18 protein-coding genes are annotated in these 19,678 nt (G+C 67.2%); 12 read left to right on the forward strand and 6 right to left on the reverse strand.

From position 1 onward, the window contains the following. Positions 1–1,206: a pyrroloquinoline quinone biosynthesis protein PqqE gene (gene pqqE, locus CGK74_RS07225; RefSeq protein WP_094267805.1), complete on the forward strand. Its 1,206-nt coding sequence runs from the start codon at positions 1–3 to the stop codon at positions 1,204–1,206. A gap of 27 nt (positions 1,207–1,233) precedes the next feature. Here the strand turns inward: pqqE and CGK74_RS07230 are convergent, their stop codons facing one another. From CGK74_RS07230 to CGK74_RS07240, 3 genes are all read right to left on the reverse strand, one after another. Further along, on the reverse strand, positions 1,234–1,881 hold the full coding sequence (locus tag CGK74_RS07230; RefSeq protein WP_094267806.1) for a response regulator: 648 nt from the start codon (positions 1,879–1,881) through the stop codon (positions 1,234–1,236). A 1-nt stretch (position 1,882) separates the two neighbouring features. Beyond that, positions 1,883–3,304, reverse strand: a complete 1,422-nt coding sequence (locus CGK74_RS07235) for a histidine kinase (RefSeq protein WP_240498652.1) — start codon at positions 3,302–3,304, stop codon at positions 1,883–1,885. 111 nt (positions 3,305–3,415) lie between these two features. Continuing rightward, positions 3,416–4,171, reverse strand: a complete 756-nt coding sequence (locus CGK74_RS07240) for a sigma-54-dependent transcriptional regulator family protein (RefSeq protein ID WP_094267807.1) — start codon at positions 4,169–4,171, stop codon at positions 3,416–3,418. A gap of 410 nt (positions 4,172–4,581) precedes the next feature. Here CGK74_RS07240 and CGK74_RS07245 point away from each other — a divergent pair, with 410 nt between their 5' ends. From CGK74_RS07245 to CGK74_RS07290, 10 genes are all read left to right on the forward strand, one after another. After that, positions 4,582–5,574: an ABC transporter substrate-binding protein gene (locus CGK74_RS07245; protein ID WP_094267808.1), complete on the forward strand. Its 993-nt coding sequence runs from the start codon at positions 4,582–4,584 to the stop codon at positions 5,572–5,574. A 26-nt stretch (positions 5,575–5,600) separates the two neighbouring features. Further along, a complete protein-coding gene (locus CGK74_RS07250; protein WP_240498653.1) occupies positions 5,601–6,404 on the forward strand; it encodes an ABC transporter permease in 804 nt (267 codons plus the stop codon). Positions 6,405–6,406: 2 nt separating this feature from the next. Continuing rightward, positions 6,407–7,189, forward strand: coding sequence for an ABC transporter ATP-binding protein (locus tag CGK74_RS07255; protein ID WP_094267972.1), 783 nt, complete (start codon positions 6,407–6,409; stop codon positions 7,187–7,189). Positions 7,190–7,259: 70 nt separating this feature from the next. Next, positions 7,260–8,000 carry an ABC transporter ATP-binding protein gene (locus CGK74_RS07260; RefSeq protein WP_094267973.1) on the forward strand — a complete coding sequence of 247 codons (741 nt, stop codon included), beginning with the start codon at positions 7,260–7,262 and terminating at the stop codon, positions 7,998–8,000. A 48-nt stretch (positions 8,001–8,048) separates the two neighbouring features. Next, positions 8,049–9,056 (forward strand): PQQ-dependent catabolism-associated beta-propeller protein, encoded by a 1,008-nt coding sequence (locus CGK74_RS07265; RefSeq protein WP_094267810.1) that lies wholly within the window; start codon positions 8,049–8,051, stop codon positions 9,054–9,056. Between the two features lie 111 nt (positions 9,057–9,167). Then, positions 9,168–10,349, forward strand: a complete 1,182-nt coding sequence (locus tag CGK74_RS07270; protein ID WP_094267811.1) for an ABC transporter substrate-binding protein — start codon at positions 9,168–9,170, stop codon at positions 10,347–10,349. Between the two features lie 61 nt (positions 10,350–10,410). After that, positions 10,411–11,223 (forward strand): ABC transporter permease, encoded by an 813-nt coding sequence (locus CGK74_RS07275; protein WP_094267812.1) that lies wholly within the window; start codon positions 10,411–10,413, stop codon positions 11,221–11,223. A 131-nt stretch (positions 11,224–11,354) separates the two neighbouring features. Beyond that, positions 11,355–11,903 (forward strand): SRPBCC family protein, encoded by a 549-nt coding sequence (locus CGK74_RS07280; RefSeq protein ID WP_094267813.1) that lies wholly within the window; start codon positions 11,355–11,357, stop codon positions 11,901–11,903. Positions 11,904–12,063: 160 nt separating this feature from the next. Next, the gene (locus CGK74_RS07285) at positions 12,064–12,969 is read left to right on the forward strand and encodes a beta-propeller fold lactonase family protein (RefSeq protein WP_094267814.1); all 906 of its coding nucleotides are present in this window, start codon (positions 12,064–12,066) and stop codon (positions 12,967–12,969) included. 111 nt (positions 12,970–13,080) lie between these two features. Next, complete coding sequence (locus CGK74_RS07290; protein WP_094267815.1) at positions 13,081–16,245, forward strand: bifunctional diguanylate cyclase/phosphodiesterase; 3,165 nt, start codon at positions 13,081–13,083, stop codon at positions 16,243–16,245. 30 nt (positions 16,246–16,275) lie between these two features. On the opposite strand, the gene CGK74_RS07295 is transcribed toward CGK74_RS07290, so the two are convergent. Beyond that, positions 16,276–17,298, reverse strand: a complete 1,023-nt coding sequence (locus CGK74_RS07295; protein WP_165770053.1) for an MBL fold metallo-hydrolase — start codon at positions 17,296–17,298, stop codon at positions 16,276–16,278. Here CGK74_RS07295 and CGK74_RS07300 point away from each other — a divergent pair. Beyond that, complete coding sequence (locus CGK74_RS07300; RefSeq protein ID WP_094267817.1) at positions 17,278–17,823, forward strand: DUF3280 domain-containing protein; 546 nt, start codon at positions 17,278–17,280, stop codon at positions 17,821–17,823. The two genes, CGK74_RS07295 and CGK74_RS07300, sit on opposite strands and share 21 nt — an antisense overlap. A gap of 27 nt (positions 17,824–17,850) precedes the next feature. Here the strand turns inward: CGK74_RS07300 and CGK74_RS07305 are convergent, their stop codons facing one another. Then, positions 17,851–18,735 (reverse strand): quinoprotein dehydrogenase-associated SoxYZ-like carrier, encoded by an 885-nt coding sequence (locus CGK74_RS07305; RefSeq protein ID WP_206186206.1) that lies wholly within the window; start codon positions 18,733–18,735, stop codon positions 17,851–17,853. A gap of 12 nt (positions 18,736–18,747) precedes the next feature. Then, on the reverse strand, positions 18,748–19,644 hold the full coding sequence (locus CGK74_RS07310) for a quinoprotein relay system zinc metallohydrolase 2 (protein ID WP_240498654.1): 897 nt from the start codon (positions 19,642–19,644) through the stop codon (positions 18,748–18,750). Positions 19,645–19,678 lie beyond the last annotated feature (34 nt).

Below are 19,678 nucleotides of genomic sequence, written 5' to 3' on the forward strand. Positions count from 1 at the left end.
ATGAGCGCCCAGCACGCATCGCCGGCGTCGCCCGCATCGTCCCTAACGCCACCCGGGCCGCCACTGTGGCTGCTGGCCGAAGTCACCTACCGCTGCCCGCTGCACTGCGTGTTCTGCTACAACCCGGTCGATTTCGCCCATACGCCGGATGAACTTTCCACCGACGACTGGTTGCGCGTTCTGCGCGAGGCGAGGGCGGCCGGCAGCGTTCAATGCGGCTTCTCCGGCGGTGAACCGCTGTTGCGCGACGACCTCGAGGTGCTGGTCGCCGAGGCGCACCGGCTCGGCTTCTACACCAACCTGCTCACCTCCGGTGTCGGCCTCACGGAAGCACGGGCGAGGGCGCTGAAGGACGCCGGGCTGGACCACATACAGCTCTCCTTCCAGGATTCCACCAGGGAACTCAACGACTTCCTGTCGCACACCCGCACCTTCGACCTCAAGCAGAAGGTCGCGGCCATCATCAAGGACAATGGCTGGCCGATGGTGATGAACTGCGTGATCCATCGCCTCAACATCGACTACATCGACCACATCATCGACATGGCGGTGGAGCTCGATGCGGAGTACCTGGAACTCGCCAACAGCCAGTACTACTCCTGGGCACTGCTCAACCGCGACCAGCTGCTGCCCTCGCGCGAGCAGATCGAGCGCGCCGAACGGGTCACCAACGAACGCCGCCAGCGCTACGGCGATCGCATCCGCATCTTCTTCGTCGTGCCGGATTACTACGAGACGCGACCCAAGAAGTGCATGAACGGCTGGGGCAACGTGTTCCTCACCGTCACCCCCGACGGTACCGCCTTGCCCTGCCACACGGCGCGCATGCTGCCCGGGCTGTCCTTCCCCAACGTGCGCGACATGGACGTGCGCAGCATCTGGTCCGACTCCGAGGGCTTCAACCGCTACCGCGGCGACAGCTGGATGAAGGAGCCGTGCCGCACTTGTCCGGAGAAGGAAAAGGACCTCGGCGGTTGCCGCTGCCAGGCCTTCATGCTCACCGGCGATCCGGCTGCCGCCGACCCGGTGTGCGACAAATCGCCGTCGCACCACAAGGTGCTGGAAGCGGTCGATCGCGCCCAGCGCGGCGAACCGCTGCTGCGCGAGATGCCGCTGGTGTTCCGCGGGCCGGAGGAGTCGCGCCGGCGGCCGAAGCTGCATGGGGAGCCGATCGCGCAGGATCAGGACGCGGCACAGGCGCGGTAAGGGCCCGGCGACGGCTTGGCCCCGGGATCAGACTTCAATCAGCCCGCTCCGCACCGCGATCAGCGTCAATTCCGCAGCATTGCTCGCATTGAGCTTCTGCTTGATGTGATAGAGGTGCGTGCCCACCGTGCTGGGACTCAGGTTGTGGCTGCTCGCCACTTCCGATACCGAACGGCCCTGAGCAAGCTGGATGAAGACCGCGAATTCCTTCTCGGTCAGTGCCTCGAGCGGATCTGACGTTCCGCCGAGTTGCGCCAGCGCCAGTTGCGGCGCGAGCTCGGGGTCGAGGTAGCGCTTGCCACGCGCCACCTGGCCAACCGCACGGATGAACTCCTGCGGTTCGGCACGCTTGGACAGGTAGCCTGTCGCGCCCGCCTTCAGGGCGCGGCTCGGAATCTGGGCGTCCTCATGCGCGGAAAGCATCAGCACCCGCGCCTCCGGGGCATGCGCGCGCAGCCGCTCCAGCGCGGTGATGCCGCCGATGCCCGGCATGGACACATCCATCACCAGTGCGTCGGGCTTCAGCGCCAGGAACCGCGACACCGCGGCCTCGCCGCTGTCGGCTTCGCCCACCACCTGGGCGCCCGCACCCTCGAGCAGCAGGCGAAAGCCCATGCGCACGACGGCATGATCGTCGGCGAGCAGGATGCGCAGATTGTCCAGCGTCGAACCCAACTCAAGTCTCCCGTGTGCTGTCCCGATGCGGCAGGCGGGCACAGACGCTGAGCCCACCGCTCGGGGGCGATTCGAAATACAGCTCGCCGTGCAGTTCGCTGACCCGCTCCCGCATTCCCAGCACGCCAAAGCGATCAGGTGCTGCAGTGCCCGAGAACCCGCGCCCATTGTCGCGCACGCGCAGCTCGAGCATCGCACCGATGCGCTTCAGACTCACTTCCACCTGGGTCGCCCCTGCGTGCCGGGCAACATTGGTCAGGCTCTCCTGCAGCAGGCGCAGCACGGTCAGGGCCAGCTTCTCGGACAAGGGCGCGTTCAGGGTGCCGAGGTCGAGCACCACCTGAATGCTGGGATGGTGGTTGGACCATAAAGAACAGTAGTCGCGCACCGCATCGCCGATGGCGACATCGGCCACGGCGCTGCCGGGTCGCAGGCGCTGCAGGATGGAACGCACGCCGTCCTGCATCTGCCCGGTCATCGCCAGGATGGCCTGGGCGCTGCCGTGGATGGGCGGCAGCTGTTCGCTGCGCTGCATGATGGCGCCGGCGATAGCGCGCACGGCCGTGATCGACTGCCCCAGCTCGTCGTGCAGTTCGCGCGCAATGACGCGGCGCTCCTCCTCCAGGCGCGCGTGCAGTTCGCGCGAGAAAGCCTGATCCTGTTCGAGGCGGGCATTCTGCGCGCGCGTGCTGTCGAGGCTGTCGGCGAGGCGGTTGTAGCTGCGCGCCAGCAGGTCGACCTCCGCGACCGGGTAGGCCGGCAACCGGGTCTGGAAGTTGCCTTCCGCGCCACGAATGAGCGCATCGCGAATCTGCGCAAGCGGAGCGAGGGCACGGTCCAGTGCCGCGCGGCTGATGACCCAGCCAAGCACGAGCAGCGCGCAGGCCCAGCCGAGTCCGGCGACCACGTTGTCCCATGCATCGAGTACCGCACGCGACGCGTCCGGCACCATGCGGATGTGAAGTTCGCCGGCGGCGTAGTCGCGCGCGGCCAGTTCAGGCGTCAGCAACTCCGCGAACCAGGACGGCGCGAAGCGGCCCGCCTTGTAGGTCGGGGCGGGCGACACGTAGCGCAGCTCGCCCTCGGCGCCATAGACCTCAAGCTGGTTCGCCCGAACGCGGCCGACCGCGCCCAGGTGGGACATCAGCCGTGTCAGACCCTCGTCGCCGTCACGCACGGTTTCGTCGATCAGCACCACCAGCCATTGCTCGGCGACGCGACTCGCAGCCTGGATCTCCTCGTGGATCGCGTGGCGCGTCTCGCGCACCCAGGCGGTGCTGCCGACCACGAGGACGAGGGCGAGCAGGGCGGTGAGCACCAGCGTGACCCGGCTTCGCAGGGTGATCCTCGCGGCGGAGCGGGCGCCGGGCAGAGAACCGCGCTCGGGTGCGATGCCCGTCAGCCAGTGGATGAGCGACTTCATCGCGGCAGCCTCGCGCAAGGAGACTCAGCCCGCTGCGAGCGACGTCTTCCAATTGTTTCGACGGGCAAGGAGTGAGGAATACGTGACTTCATTTGCAGACATAAGCAGGGTTCATGCCGTGGCCTTCAGTCGCAGGCTGGCCCGGGCAAAGAATCGCCCGCCGCCACAGGTGCGCAACACGAAGGGCTCGGACTGCGCGAGTGCCGCCTGGCCGACGAGCCCCGGCCACGGCGCGTCGAAACAGTCCGGACACAGCAGGCTGGCTCGCCGCTCGTCGATCTCGAGCAGATTGCGTGCGACGCGGTTGCCGACCACCAACCGGCTTTCACGGTCGAAGACGGCCAGGGCCTCGAGCGGGCTGCCCAGTACCCCCGGGTGCGTATGGAAGCGGAGCATCAGGAATCCGCGTTCGTCGCTCTCGATCAGCCTGTGTTCGATGATGCCGGCGGTGGTCTGCAGCAGGGCGCCCGCATGGCTCAGGTTGTCGAAGGGTGCGGCAGACAGATCGAGGATGCCGAGCACGCCGCCCAGCGGCGCGAGAATGGGCGCGGTGATACCCATCACGATCCGGTTGCCCGCAAAGACGGCGAACGTGCCCGATTCCGCATCGTCCGCATCTGCGCCGGGGTGCGCACCAAACCCGGCCGCCGCGAGTCGGGACGCTTCGCGGGTTGGGGACGCCTCACGGGTTGAGGACGTTTCCCGGGAATGAGAGGCCGCCGGCCGCAGCGGGCCGACGACGCCGAGGACGAATCCCTGGCGGTCCGCCAGCAGCACGGTAAGCGATGGGCTGGCCAACTGCTGGTGCAGGCTTTCCATGGCCGGCATCGAGAACGCGAGCAAGCGCTCGTGCTCGGCATCGAGCACGTCGCTTGCAGCAAGAGGCGCCGGGGAACCGGTGTCTGCGACATGCTCGGTGTGATCTGCTCGGCTCATGTTGCGGGTCGTCCTGTGACGAGGGTTGCGACCCCCATCCGCAAGAGCAGCGTGGAGCGGTCGCAGCGTCGGCTATGCAGATTTCGTGCCGTTGCACTCGACTGTCGCGGGCGAGTCCTGCGGAGCATGGAGCAGCCAACGGGCTGTTTCAGGATTGAACACCTGCTCCCAATCGAAACAGGAGTCCCGGCGCGCGGGCCCGGCCGCTGGGCTCAGATCCGCCTCGACCTGCCTGAAATCACCGCCCGGTGCGCCTTTCGGCACGTTTACTGCTAAGTCCAGGCAATGGCTGGCGCCGTTTCCCGCGCGCCGAAGCTGACGACACGAATCCGGGAGGGGGCATGCGCACGATGTTTCGGGCCTGGCTGGCCATGCTGGTGATTTCCTGCGCGTTCAGCGCGGCGTCATCGCGCGCGGCGGAGCTGCCGACGATCCGCGTCGGTGTGCTGCAGTTCGGCACCGTCAGCTGGGAACTCGAGGCCATGCAGCGTGCGGGGTTCGACACCCGGGCCGGCATCCGGCTGCAGGTGGTGCCGCTAGCGCTGAAGGATGCGGCCAACGTCGCCATGCTCGGCAGCGCGGTCGATGTCATCGTCAACGACTGGATCTGGGTCGCCCGCCAGCGTGCCGAAGGGCGAGATTTCACCTTCGTACCGTACTCGCTCGCAGTGGGCGGCATCATGGTCAGGCCCGATGCGGGCATCCGGGGCTTTGCCGATCTGCGCGGCAAACGCCTCGGCATCGCCGGCGGCCCCCTCGACAAGAGCTGGCTGCTGCTGCGCGCCTATGCGCGCCGTACGGTGGGCGAGGATGCGGCACAGTGGCTCAAGCCCGACTTTGTCGCGCCGCCGCTGCTCAACGAGCTGATGTTCAAGGGCGAACTGCCCGCGGGCCTCAACTTCTGGCATTACGCCGCCCGGCTGCAAGCCGCGGGCATGGTGCCGCTGCTCAGCATGGAAGAGATTCTCGCGACGCTCGACGTCAAGGCCGAGTTGCCGCTGGTGGGCTGGGTGTTCCGCGAGCAATGGGCCGCCAGCAATGCGGCCGCGATCCGGGGCTTCCTGCAGGCGTCGGCCGAAACGAAACGCCTGCTGCGCGAGTCGGACGAAGCCTGGCTGGCGCTGCGCCCGTCGATGAAGGTCGATGACGACGCCACCTTCGTGGCGCTGCGCGAGGGCTACCGCGCTGGCATTCCCGCCGCCAAGATGGGCGAGGCCGAAGAGGCCGCACGCAAGGTATTCGACATCCTCGCCGCAGAAGGCGGCACCGCGCTGGTGGGCAATGCGCGCAGCCTGGCGGCCGGCACATTCTGGACGGAGCACGCGGATCGGTGACGGTCAAGGCACAGTACGAACCCCGCATGTCAGCCCAGCCGCACCAGAGGGCCAGCACACAGGCACCCGCCAGTGAATCCCCGCCTGCCCGCAGGGATGCGCTGACCCGGTTTGCCTCGCTGCTGGTCTTCGTGCTGGTCTGGCATGTGGCTGCGCTCGCCGTCGAGTCCTCCACGCTGCCGCCGCCGCTCACGGTGTTCGAGCGCATCGTGGCCGAAACCGTTTCGCTTGCGCTGCCCGAGCACCTGGCGACCACCTTGTCGCGCGTCGTCATCAGCTTCGGCGCGGCGATGCTCATCGGCACCGCCATCGGCATCGCCATGGGGCACTGGCGCCGGCTCGACCTGTTCCTCGATGGCTGGCTGGTGCTCGGGCTCAACATCCCGGCGCTGGTGACCATCATCCTGTGCTACGTGTGGTTCGGCCTCAACGACGCCGCCGCCATCATCGCCGTCGCCATCAACAAGATCCCGACGGTGGTGGTCACGGTGCGCGAGGGCGCGCGCGCGATCGATCCGCGACTGATGCAGGTAGCGAGCGCCTACCGCCTGTCGCGCTGGCGAACCTTCACGCGGGTCTATCTGCCGCAGCTGCAGCCCTACCTGATGGCGGCCGCACGTTCCGGCCTGTCGCTGATCTGGAAGATCGTGCTGGTGGTGGAGCTGCTCGGCCGCAGCAACGGCATCGGCTTCCAGCTCAACGTGTTCTTCCAGTTCTTCGACATCACCGGCATCCTGGCCTACACGCTGGTGTTCGCTGCCATCGTGCTGCTGGTCGAGGCGCTGGTGCTGCGCCCGCTGGAACGGCGCGTCACGCGGTGGAGGGGCTGACCGTGCTCGAGATCGACATCGCGCGCAAGTCCTACCCGGATCGCGGCGGCCAGCCCCATCTGGCCCTCGAAGCCCTGCGCATGCGGGTGCGTCCCGGCGAGTTCGCCTGCGTCGTCGGCCCCTCGGGCTGCGGCAAGAGCACGCTGCTCAACCTGGTGGGCGGGCTGGATGCGGATTTCCAGGGTCGCATCGCGCTCGACGGACAACCGCCAGCCGGGGGTGTCGGCTTCATGTTCCAGGAACCCCGGCTGATGCCCTGGCTGACCGTGCTCGACAACGTGCGGCTGGTGCTGGGCGACGACCCCGGCGGTCCGGAACGGGCGCGCCAACTGCTGGCGGCGATGGAGCTCGGTGACGTCCTCGACGCCTTCCCGGGGCGCTTGTCCGGCGGCATGCAGCGTCGTGTGGCACTGGCGCGCGCCTTCGTCATCGAGCCGCGACTGCTGCTGATGGACGAGCCTTTCGTGTCGCTCGACGCGCCGACGGCCGACCGCCTGCGCACCATGCTGGTCGAGATCTGGCGCGAACGTCAGACCACGGTGCTGTTCGTCACCCACGACCTGCGCGAAGCGCTCGCGCTCGGCGACCGGGTGTTCTTCCTGTCGGGCGCGCCGGCGCGGGTGGTGCTCGAACTGCCGGTCAGGCTCGACCGGCCACGCAGCCCGGCCAATCCGGCTGTGCAGGCGCTGCAACAGGCGGTGCTCGAACGCCATCCCGAGTTGCTGGCGGGGCTGGCCAACGCCGCCGACGATGCAATCGAGGAGACCGAGCTTGAGCAGCCCTGAACTCCACGCAACATCCACACGCCCGCCCGCGACCGCTGTCGCCGCCAACGCAGCGCCGCGCGCCGACTGGCTGCTGCAAGTCGCGGACGTGCGCAAGTCCTATGGCCCGCGCGCGGCACTCAATGGCGTCAGCCTCGCTGTCGCGCCGGGCGAGTTCGTCGCGCTGCTGGGGCCCAACGGCGCGGGCAAGAGCACGCTTTTCCAGCTTCTCACCGGGCTGTTCAATGCCGACGCCGGCCAGGTGCGGGTGTGCGGCCACGACATGCGACACGAACCCGTGCGGGCGCTCGGTCGCATCGGCGTGGTGTTCCAGCAGATGACGCTCGATCTCGACCTGACGGTCGAGGCCAACCTCCTTTTCCATGCCCGCCTGCACGGCCTCGGTCGCCGCGAGGGCCATGCCCGGATTGCCGACGCGCTGCAACGCCTGGGGCTGACAGAGCGTGCGCGCGATCGCGTGCGCGAACTGTCCGGCGGCAATCGGCGCAAGGTGGAACTGGCGCGAGCCCTGATCCATCGCCCGGCCGTGCTGCTGATGGACGAAGCCACCGTGGGCCTGGACCCGGCCTCGCGCCGCCACCTGCTGGATGAGGTGCTGGCCCTTCGCACGCACGGTGTCGCCGTGCTGTGGGCCTCGCATCTGGTTGATGAAGCCGAGGCGGCCGATCGCGTGATCGTGCTGCACAAAGGAAGGATTCTGGCGGAAGGATCGCCGCAGGCGTTGGTCGACACCACCGGTGCCGACTCGCTCGCGGCAGCCTTCCTGCAGATGACGGGCGGCACGGATGCAGCAGCCGTGACTGCCGAGTAGGACCACGGCGCCAGCCGAAAACCGACCACCACCGAGGAGACAATCACAATGAACGACAAACGACCCGCCGCCACCGTCAAACGCATCGTCGGCGTACTTTCCGCCGTAATGCTGTTTTCCCTGCCGATGAGTGGGGCAGTGGCCAAGGACACCGGCTACATCTTCGTCAGCAGCGAAAACGACAACGCGGTGACAGTGCTGGACGGCAAGTCCCACGCGGTGGTCAAGACCATCGCGACCGGCGAGCGCCCGCGCGACATGAAGCTCAACGCCGCACGCGACAAGCTCTACGTGATCGCCTCCAACTCCGAGCGTGTCGACATCATCGACATCGCCAAGCTGGCGGTGGAGCGCTCGGTGGATGTCGGCGAGGACCCCGAGATGTTCGACATCAGCAAGGACGGCAGCCGCTTCTACGTCTCGAACGAAGAGGACGCCAAGGTCTCGGTGATCGACATCGCCGGCAACAAGGTGCTGGCCGAGATCGAGGTGGGCGAGGAACCCGAGGGCGTGATGATCAGTCCCGACGGCAAGAAGCTGTACGTCACCTCCGAGGTCGCCAACATGGTGCACGTCATCGACACCGCCACCAACGAGGTCAAGGCCAACATCGTCGTCGGCAACCGCCCACGCCGCTTCGCCGCCACGCCGGACGGCAGCGAGGTCTGGGTGACGAACGAACTCGGCGGCTCGGTCACCATCCTTGATGGCGTAAAGGACGAGATCAAGGGCACCGTCTCCTTCGCGCCCAAGGGCTTCCGCGCCGACGACGTGACACCGGTTGGCATCACGATGACGCGCGACGGCAAGACCGCCTACGTCACACTCGGCCGTGCCAACCACTTCGCGGTGGTCGACGTCGCCAGCCGTACGGTCAAGGACTACGTGCTGGTCGGCCAGCGCGCCTGGGGTGCGACGCTGAACCGCGACGAGAGCCTGCTGTTCGTGGTCAACGGCCTGTCGGACGACGTGTCCATCGTCGATACCAGGACCAACAAGGTCATCAAGTCGGTGCCGGTCGGCCGCGTGCCGCATACGGCCGTGATCGACGACTGACCTGCATCTGTCCTGCATCGCCCCCCGGTGGGTGCGGTGCAGGACACCCCGTGCCCACACCGGGCTGCGAATGCACTCCGGATTCCCAACGACCCGCCCAGAGGCCGCACCATGTCTCTTCGCCGACTGATCCACGCCAGCGCCTTCGCCGCTGCCACCCTGTGCGCCAGCCTGCCGGCTGCCGCCGAGACCGTCCGTTTCGGTTTCCTCGAACTCGACCGCAACCCCGCCTATGACGACAAGCGCACCTTCTTCCGCACGCTGTCGCAGCCGCTCGGGTCGCCGGTCGTCGGCGCCGAGGTCGCCCTGCGCGAATCGCGCTTCGTCGGCCAGGCGCTGAAGGTGGATTTCGCGCTCGAACGCGCCAAAGGCGCCGACACCGCCGCGCTGATCGCGGAGGCGAGCAGGCTGCAGGCAGGCGGCGTGCGCTACTTCCTGGTCGACGCGCCCGCTGCGGTGGTCGCCGAGTTGGCCAAGGCCACCCGCGGCAGCGAGATGGTGCTGTTCAACGTGTCGGCGGCCGACGACGCACTGCGCCAGGCTCAATGCCAGCCCCATCTGTTCCACACCTTGCCGAACCACGCCATGCAGACCGACGCGATGGCGCAGTACCTGGTGTCGCGCAAGTGGCGTTCGGTGCTGCTGCTCGAAGGCCCGCTGGCCGACGACAAGCTGATCTCGGCCGCGTTCGAGAACTCGGCCAAGCGGCTCGGCATCAAGATCGTCGACAAGCGGCAATTCGTCCTGAGCAACGATCCGCGCCAGCGCGAGCAGGGCAACGTGGCGCTGCTGACCGCCGGCAAGGACTACGACGCCATCTTCGTCGCCGATTCGGATGGCGAATTCGCCCGCACCGTGCCTTACCGCGCCGTGCTGCCGCGCCCGGTGGTGGGCGCCGAAGGCCTTGTGGCGGAAGCCTGGCACTGGGCCTGGGAACGCCACGGCGCGCCGCAACTCACCAGCCGCATGGTGAAGCAGGGCGATCGCCACCCTTCGAGCAGGGACTGGGCGGCGTGGGTCGCGGTGAAGGCCGTCGTCGAATCCGTGGTGCGGACGAACAATGCCCCCTTTGCGCAGCAGGTCGCGTACCTGGCCGGCGAGGAGATCACCATCGACGGCTTCAAGGGCAACAAGCTGGGGTTCCGGCCCTGGGATCGCCAGCTGCGTCAACCGCTCCTGATTGCGACCCACAACGCCGTCGTGGAGCGTGCGCCGATCCAGGGCTTCCTGCACCAGACCAACAACATGGACACCCTCGGCTTCGACCAGCGCGACAGCCAGTGCAAGCCCTGACTCGCAAGCAGCGTCATATACGCAGTCATACCCCGTCCATCGAATCCGCCGGAGCCACCCGATGAACCTGCGCCATGCGCTGCTCGCCCTGCAGGCCGTCACCAGCCGCGAAGTTGCCAAATTCGTCCGCCAGGGCGGGCGGCTGGCGTCTGCGCTGGTGCGACCGCTGCTGTGGCTGGTTGTGTTCGCCGCAGGTTTCCAGAACGTGTTCGGCGTGTCGATCATCCCGCCGTACGAGACCTACATCCCGTACCAGACCTACATCGTTCCGGGCCTGCTCGGCATGGTGCTGCTGTTCAACGGCATGCAGTCCTCGCTGGCCATGGTCTACGACCGCGAGATGGGCGTGATGCGCCTGCTGCTGACGGCGCCGCTGCCGCGCTGGTACCTGCTGTTCTGCAAGCTGCTGGCCGGCACGCTGCTGTCGGTGCTGCAGGCCTACGTTTTCCTGATCATCGCCGCGCTGTTCGATGTCGGCGTACCGCTGTCGGGCTGGCTGTACGCGCTGCCGGTGCTCGTACTTGCGGGGATGATGCTGGGTGCGCTCGGCCTGCTGCTGTCCGTGCATGTGAAGCAACTGGAGAACTTCGCCGGCACCATGAACTTCGTGATCTTCCCGATGTTCTTCCTGTCGCCTGCGCTGTACCCGCTGTGGAAGCTCGAGGAGTCCGGCGCCACGGTGATCCATTTCCTCGCCACCTGGAACCCTTTCACCCACGCCGTCGAAGCCGTGCGCTTCGCGCTCTACGGCCAGTGGTCGCCGCAATCGCTGGCAATCGTCGCCGGCTGCCTCGCGGCCTTCTTCACGCTTGCTGCCTGGGGCTACGACCCGCAGCGCGGCATGCTCAAGCGCAGTGGCGGCAAGCCCGGCTAGGTGCCGTTCGGACCCACCATTCCAACCCGACACTCGGTCCCCGTCCGCAGCCCGAATGGCACGCCGCTTGCATCGCATCCACCGTCGGCGCGGTCGACACCCCGAGGACACACAATCAGAACGGAGGAGCAATGGGCGTAAGCAAGAGGCAATTCCTGCTGCTGGTACTGGGCACAGCGCTGGCCGGCACGGCATCCGCACACGGGCCGTCGCGGCTCAAGGTCGAACTCGGCATCGACATCGCCGCGCCGGCCGACAGGATCTGGGCCCGCATCGGTAACTTCCAGGACATGTCCTGGCATCCGGCGGTGGCCAGCTCCAGCGGCAACGGCGGCAACGCAGCCGAGGCCACGCGCGTGCTGGTTCTGAAGGGCGAGGGCAATCCGACGATCGAGGAGGCACTGCGTCGGCACGACGCCGCCGGGATGAGCTACGCGTACAAGATCACCAAGGTCGATCCCGCGGTGCTGCCGGTCAATAACTACGCCTCGACGCTGTCGGTGGAGTCGGTGGGCGAGGGCAAGAGCCGGGTCTCGTGGAAAGGCGCCTTCTACCGCGGCTATCCCAACAACGACCCGCCGCCCGAACAGAACGACGATGCCGCGATCAAGGCCGTCACCGGCGTTTACCAGAGCGGACTGGATGCACTGAAGGCGGAGTTCGAGGGTGGCGCCAAGTGAACGGAACGCGCCAGAAATAGGGGAGGGCGGCATGACTGCTCAGTCCGCCCTGAGTGGCACCGTTTGTCATCGGATGGCATCGCGGAAAGGGCGGACATGGATTGCTCTGCTGCTGCTTGCGTGTGGCGGCCCGTCCGCCGCCGCACCCACCCTCCACGCGATGGACCGCCCCATCGCCGTCGTGACCACCCAGTCCGACGATGCGGTCTCCCTCGTGTCGCTGGACGAGATGCGCACGCTTGCGACCGTGACGGTCGGCGGCAAGCCTGCGGGCGTGGCGGTCGACTGCATACGCCGGCGCGCCTACGTGAGCAGTCCCGAAGGGGGCTACGTGTCGGTCCTCGATCTCGAACAAGCAGCCTTGGATTCACGCCTGCAACTGGGCGGCGGACCGCTGGGCATTGCGCTCGCGCCCGATGGCCGCACACTGTACGTGGCCGACTGGCACGGCCACCGCATCCACGTGATCGATACGGGCGTGCTGCAAGTGCGACAGACGATTCCGACCGGGCTTTCGCCCTCGGGGCTGGCGGTTTCACCCGACGGTCGGTTGCTCGCCAGCGCCGACCGCGACAGTGACCAGGTGTCGCTGTTCGACACAGGCAGTCTGGAACGCCGTGCGGTCATCTCGACCGGCCAACGCCCCTTCGGGCTGGGGTTCTCGCCGGACGGGCGCTGGCTGATCACTGCGGACGTTGCCTCCGACAGCGCCACCGTCATCGAGGTCGCGACCGAAAGGGCGGCCCACCGCCTGCAGGCCGGCGAACGCCCCTATGGGGTCGCCGTAGCCGGTCGGCGCATCTTCGTCACCAACCAGTACGCGGGCACTGTATCGGTGTTCGATCTGGACACGTTCGCACCGCTCGCCACGATCGAAACCGGCGAGTACCCCGAAGGCGTCGACGTCGCCCCGGACGGCAGATCGGTGCTGGTGGCAAATTGGTTCGACAACACCCTGAGCCGCATCGACGTCGACACCCTGAAGGCGGTCGGCGAGGCGCGAACCGGCAGCGGTCCGCGTGCTTTTGGCCGTTTCGTCCTGCCGTGCACGACGCCAATGCAGTAAATCGGCAACAAAGGGAGACCTCCCTCACTCCCGACAGCGGAACACCGCACGTACCCTGTCAGGGCGTGTGGGATAATCGCGGCCCTTTGAAGCGAACATGGAACAGGCTCGATGGAGCGGAAGTCACTCAGGACGCGCCTGACCTTGGGCGTACTCAGCGCCGTGGCGTTCTCGCTGCTGGCGATGACCTGGGTTGTCAGTCGCGACCTGCGCGTCGACATGGAGGCTGCGATCTCGGCACAGCAGTACTCGACCGTGTCGCTTCTCGCGGCCGAGATCGACCGCTCGGTGCGCGAGCGTGTCGACCTGTTGCACGAGTTGTCGCGCACGCTCACCCGCAATGGCGAGGACGGCAATGGCGTCCAGAAACGCCTTATGGAGGCCCAGGGGCCGCTGCTGCGGCTGTTCAACCTGGGGGTGTTCGTCACCGACGCCCACGGCATCGCCGTCGCCAGCGTTCCCGAGGAGCGTATCCGGGTCGGCACTGACTACAGTGCATTGGCTTACACGGCGGAGGTTCTGCAGCGCGGCCACAGCGTCGTTACCGAGCCGCTGCGCGGAAACAGCACCGGCGTCATCGTGGTGGCGATGGCTGTACCGATCACCGAGGCCGACGGCACGGTGCCGGGTGCCTTGGTCGGCGTCATCAACCTCGAACAACCGAATTTCCTCGACGAGATCAGCACGGCCAAGTACGGCCTGACCGGGGACTTCGTGCTGACGGCACCGGTATCGCGCGTCACCATCGCATCGTCCGACCGCCGCCGCACCCTCAAGCCCGGCCCCGAACGCGGCATCAACCCGATCTACGACCGCTACATCGACGGCTTCGACGGCTCGGGCATCGCGGTGAGCTCGCGTGGTGTGGAGGAGCTCAGCTCTTCGCGTCGCATCCCTGCGACCGGGTGGCTGATGCAGGCCGTCTTGCCGACAAGCGAGGCCTTCGCCCCCATCCACGCGCTGCAGCGGCGCATCGCGCTCAGCTCTGCCTTCATCATGCTGATCGTCGGCGGGCTCGCGTGGCTTTGGGTGCGGGGCCAGCTGCGCCCCCTGCAGGATGCGGCCGCGAGGCTTGGCGACATGGGGCAGGGCACCTTGCCTCGGCTGGCGCTGCCGGTGCGTGACAACGACGAGATCGGACAACTGACCCAGGCCTTCAACGACCTGCTCGCCAAGATCGAACAGCAGGAAGCCCAGGCCATCGAGATCGTGTCGAACCGGCGCCTGCGCAAGATCCTGCACAACGTGCCGGGCATGGTGTTCCAGTACCGCAGCCACGCGGGCGACGGCGGCGACTTCCTGTTCGCCAGCGAAGGCGCGCTGGCGATCTACGGACTGCCCGCCGACGCGGTGATGGCCGATGCGCTGCTGATCCGCGACCTGATGCTTGAGGAGGACAGCGAGCGCCTGTTCGGTTCGATGCGACGCTCTGCCGAGAACATGACCCGTTGGCAGGTGGATTACCGCATCCGGCGCGAGGACGGCCGCATCCGCTGGCTGCGCGTCGATGCCTTGCCCGAACGCGATCCCGAAGGTGTGGTGATCTGGTTCGGCGTCGTCACCGACATTACGGCCACCAAGCAGATGGAAGCCGAGCTGCGCATTGCCGCGGCCACCTTCCAGAGCCACGAGGGTCTGTTCATCACGGACACGCAGGGCGTGATCCTGCGTGTGAACCGCGCCTTCAGCGAGATCACCGGTTACGCCGAACACGAGGTGATCGGACACACGCCATCGATCCTGCGCTCGGGCCGCCATGACGCGTCGTTCTACACCCAGTTGTGGCAGCGCCTGGCCGAAGAGGGCGTTTGGTCGGGCGAGATCTGGAACAAGCGCAAGTCAGGCGAGGTGTACCCGGAGTGGGTAACGATCTCGGCCGTCAGGGACGCCGACGGCATGATCAGCCACTACGTCGCGGCGTTCCGCGACATCACCGAGCGCAAGGAGACCGAGGAGCGCATCTACCGCCTCGCCTACTTCGACCCGCTGACGAACCTGCCCAACCGGCGACTGCTGGGAGACCGCATCCAGCACGCCATCGTGTCGAGCCAGCGCAGCCACGAATGCTGCGCCCTGTTCTTCCTCGACATCGACCATTTCAAGCTGCTCAACGACACCAAGGGGCACGACGTCGGCGACCGCCTGCTGGCCGACGTTGCACTGCGCCTCACGGCTGCACTGCGCCACGAGGACACGGTGGCGCGGCTCGGCGGCGACGAGTTCGTCGTGATGCTCGAGCGCCTGAGCACCGACCCGGCGCTCGCCGCCGCGTCCGCGGCCCTGGTCGCGGAGAAGCTGCGCGCGGTCATCGCCGAGCCCTACGATCTCGACGGCTATCGCCACCTGACGACGTCCAGCATCGGTGTCACGATCTTCCAGGGCGAGGGGCAGCCGGTCGACGCCCTGCTCAAGCAGGCGGACGTGGCCCTGTACGAGGCGAAGGCCGCCGGGCGCAATACGGCGCGCTTCTTCGACCCCGCGATGCAGCACCAGATCAACGAACGACTCGCACTCGAGGCTGCGTTGCGCGAAGCCATCGAACAGCGGCGCCTGACGCTGTGGTACCAGCCACAGGTGGACGCTACCGGCACTACGCTCGGTGCCGAGGCACTGCTGCGCTGGATCGACAAGGACGGCCGGATCGTCCCGACCGACCGTTTCATTCCGCTGGCCGAGGAAACCGGCCTGATCCATCCGATCGGCCGCTTCGTCCTGCAGGCGACCTGCGAGCAGCTCGCTGCCTGGGCCAGCGAGCCAAGGCTAGCCGGGCTCGTGCTGGCGATCAATATCAGCGCCCGCCAGTTCGCGGAACCGGATTTCGTCAGCGAACTACGGACCATGCTGGTCGACCATCACGTCCCCGCGGGCCGTCTGAAGCTCGAGCTGACCGAAAGCGTGGTGCTGGAGCATGTCGACGAAGCCGTACAGCGCATGGAACAGCTCAGGGAGATTGGGCTGCTGTTCGCGCTGGACGATTTCGGCACAGGCTACTCGTCGCTCTCCTACCTGAAGCGCCTGCCGGTCGACCAGGTAAAGATCGACAAGGCCTTCGTCCGCGACGTCTGCGAGGACGCGGGCGATGCCGCCATCGCCCGGACCATCGTGACCCTCGGTCACGTGCTCGGTATCTCGATCATCGCCGAAGGCGTGGAGACGGAGGCGCAGCTCGACTTCCTGCAGGCCTGCGGCTGCGACGCCTACCAGGGCTACCTGTTCGGCAAACCCATGCCGGTGGACGAGTTCGAGCGCTTCGCTGCGTCCGTGGCCACTGCCTGAGGAGACGAGCGCAGCTGACCGGCTGCGGCCTCAGTTGCGGAAACTGCGCGCCTCGAGCTCAAGGTAGCGGTGATGGACATTGCGCCGATGAATGGCAGGGTAGCCAGCCCAGTCACGGTAGGGCAGGAAGGCCACATCCGTTTCGGCGGCATTGATCGTCTCCTGCAGCGATGCGCCGCCGTTCAGCCGGCCGACGACGAAACGCTCGAGCGCCACGAGGTAGCCGTCGAGCGCATCCAGCAGGCGTTTGTCGCCCGGCGCCCCGTGGCCGGGCACGATGATGCGGGGTGACAGGGCGGCAATCCGGGCGAGCGTTTCCCGCCATGCTTCGATACGGGCATCGCGCACTTCTGGGATGCGCCGTTCGGTGACGACTGTGCCGGAAAAGAGCACCCTGGCACGGCGATCGAACACCATCAGGTCGCCCGGCGCGCTGTTCCAGCCCGGGACGATCAGTTCGACCTCGCGCCGGCCGAGATCGATCAGCATGTCGCCACTGATCGATCGATCTGGCGCGACGACCCGCGTGCCGGTCATCGCCTCGTCACCGAGCAGCGCGTGCAGGTTCTCCAGGCACTGTTCGCACCGCTGCGCGAGCAGCCTCGCTGCCGCCTCGTGCGCCACGACCGGAACCCTCAGATCGGCAAACACAGCAGCACCGAGCACGAACTCCGGCACCGGCTGGGTCAGTACGAGCATGGTCATGCGCCTGCCCGGGGCCTCTCCCGCCACCTGAGCGAGCAACTGCCGGCCATGGGCATACGAGGTGCCGGCATTCACCACGAGCACCGCTTCGTCGCCGACGATGAAGCCTAGGTTACCGACCTCTCCGCGGTTCTGCCGGCTGGCCTCATTCCTGCTACCGATCAGGACCTGGTTGCCGGGCGCGACTTCGACCGAACGCATGGGGTCCGCCGATGCGGCCGTGGCGAGGAGCGCGAGCAGTGTTCCGCTCAGCCAACGTCCCAATCCGCGCCGCATGCGCATCAAGCCAGACACATCAGCCCGCCTTTGAAACGGAGCCTTCATCCCATGCCAAGCCCCGCCATCCATCGCCTGCTTCCCTGGCTCGCCAGCCTGGCCCTGGCCTTGCCGGCCGCCGCCAGCGCCCAGCCCGTGGGTGCAACGCTCGCCGTGCTCGACTTCGACCTCATCGAGGAGCATGTCGACCCCGCCCAGGCCGCCGACATGCGTCGCCGAATCCTGCGCATGGAGGAGATGCTGGCGCAGGGGCTGGCCGAGCGCGGCCTGTATCGTGTGGTCGAGCTTGGCGACGCGCGCACGCGCCTGGAGGAACTGCGTCGGCAGCAGGAACACATGCATCGGTGCGGCGCCTGTCAGGTCGAGATGGGCAGGGCGGTGGGAACGAAGTACGTCGTCGCCGGCTGGGTACAGAAGGTAAGCAACCTGATCCTCAACATCAACATCGAACTGCGCGAGGTCGAAAGCGATCGTGTGGTGCTGAACAAGTCGGTCGACATCCGCGGCAACAACGACCGCGCCTGGGAGCATGGCATGCGTTTCCTGCTGCGCGATTTCGCGGAAAAGCGTGCAGCCAACCCCGCCTACGGACTGTAGCCGGTGCCGCGCTTCATGCCGGTGCGCTCATGATCCCGGCTGCAGCCGAACCGCGGTATCAAAGCGCAGATCGTTGGTATCGACAACCTCGGCACGTAGCTCGCCTTCGCCCTCGGGCACGAAGTAGAAGCGGAAATTGGGGTTCTCGCTGATCGAAAAGTCCACCTCTGCCGTAAGGATGGGCTTGCCGGCGTAGCTCACCTCGATCCGGCGCACGAAATGCGCCGGCGTGAAGTGGCGGGTCAGCTGGTCCATGACCAGCCCCGAGTTGTTCGGGTGGCTGATCATCAGTTGCGCCAGCACCGGCTGCCGTGCGCGTACGTCCCCATCCACGCGGAAGCGCATCTTGCCCAGCGTCGCCATGGCCGCAGCCTGATCCTTGCCCGGCGGCGCCGAGCAGCCGCCAGATGCCTTGACGAAGCGGGTGCTCATCATCAGTTCGCCGGTGTTCAGTTCCGCGATGGCGCGCACGTGCGTATAGGCATCCACCCGCACGCGAGTCTCGATGTCGGCCTTGCCGCTGTCCGGGGTGAAGGTAAATACGGCACCGACGGGCGACGGGTTGTTGTCGATCACCAGCCACAGCTTGCGCACGTGGCGCTCGGGCGTCTGCTCGAAGCGCGTCGATACCGAGATGGGCACGATGGCCGCATCCTCCGCCCGCACAGGTGCTTCGAGGCCAATCTGGGAATCGTCGCCGGTCGCGATCGGCCGCTGCTGGAACAGGCTGGCCCGCAATTGCTGCCAGACCGGGCTCGCTTCCGGGTCCTCCGCATTCGCGCCTTGGGCGACAACCGTGCGCGGCAGCACCGCGAGCAGGAGCAGGCCGAGCAGCAGAGCTGCCGTGGCAAGCGAAAACGACCGCACCGTCGCGCGCGCGCGGAGCGGGCCAAAGGGGGTGAGGGCGTTCATGTGACCTCCTGATCAGTCTTCCCACTCGAGCTCGGCGAAGCTGGCGGTGACGTTACGTCTGTGGAACTCATCGACCAGCAGCCAGTTGTCGGGGGATGGAATCGACGCCACCGCCTCGCCGATAGTGCGCCCGGCGCGGATCGCCGCCCGCACCTGGTCTCTCAGCGACTCGAGATATTTCCGCTGCGGCGCGACCGCCGCGGGCCACGCCGCACTGATGGCACCATGACCCGGCACGACACGGTCTACCGTCAGGCCTTCGAGTACGGAGAGCACCTCCAGCCAACCAAGCAATTTGCCGTCCACGACCGGAAGGTGAGCGGCGAACACCAGATCACCCGCAAACAGGGTGGCGGTGGCCGTATCGAACACCGTCAGGTCGTTGTCCGTATGCGCGGTCGGCCAGGCGCGCAGCTCGATGGTCCGATTGCCGAGATCGAGCTGCAGGCGGTCGGCAACCTGCAGGTCCGGATAGACGATCAGGGCAGCGTCGCGCGTCACGCCGAATTCGCGCTCCAGCGCGGCAAGGTAGGCGGGCGCGCGTGCCGTCAGCGCCGCGGTGAGCCGCACATGGCCCACGAACTGAGGCCGATCGGCTCCGTTTGCCTCGAAGGCGCGATTGCCAAGCACGTGATCGGGATGCACATGGGTGTTGATGACGTAGCACACGGGCCGCGCCGTTCGTTGCGCAACCGCCCGCCGGAGCGCCTCGCCAAGGCCCGGCGAACCGCCACTGTCGATGACTGCGACACAGCGCTCGCCGACGATGAAGCCCAGGTTGGCGACGTCGCCGTTCGCCGCTTCGCCCCAAGGGGCATGTCGGCCCTCGTGGACGAACACGCCTGGGGCGATCTCGTGCATCGGCAGATCGCTGTCCGCCGCCTGCGCCAGCGCAGACGCGAGGAACACACCCGCTACAAGGCACCGAAGGTATGTTCCGTCG

It is taken from the genome of Thauera propionica, assembly GCF_002245655.1.
In the GTDB taxonomy this organism is placed as follows: Bacteria; Pseudomonadota; Gammaproteobacteria; order Burkholderiales; family Rhodocyclaceae; genus Thauera; species Thauera propionica.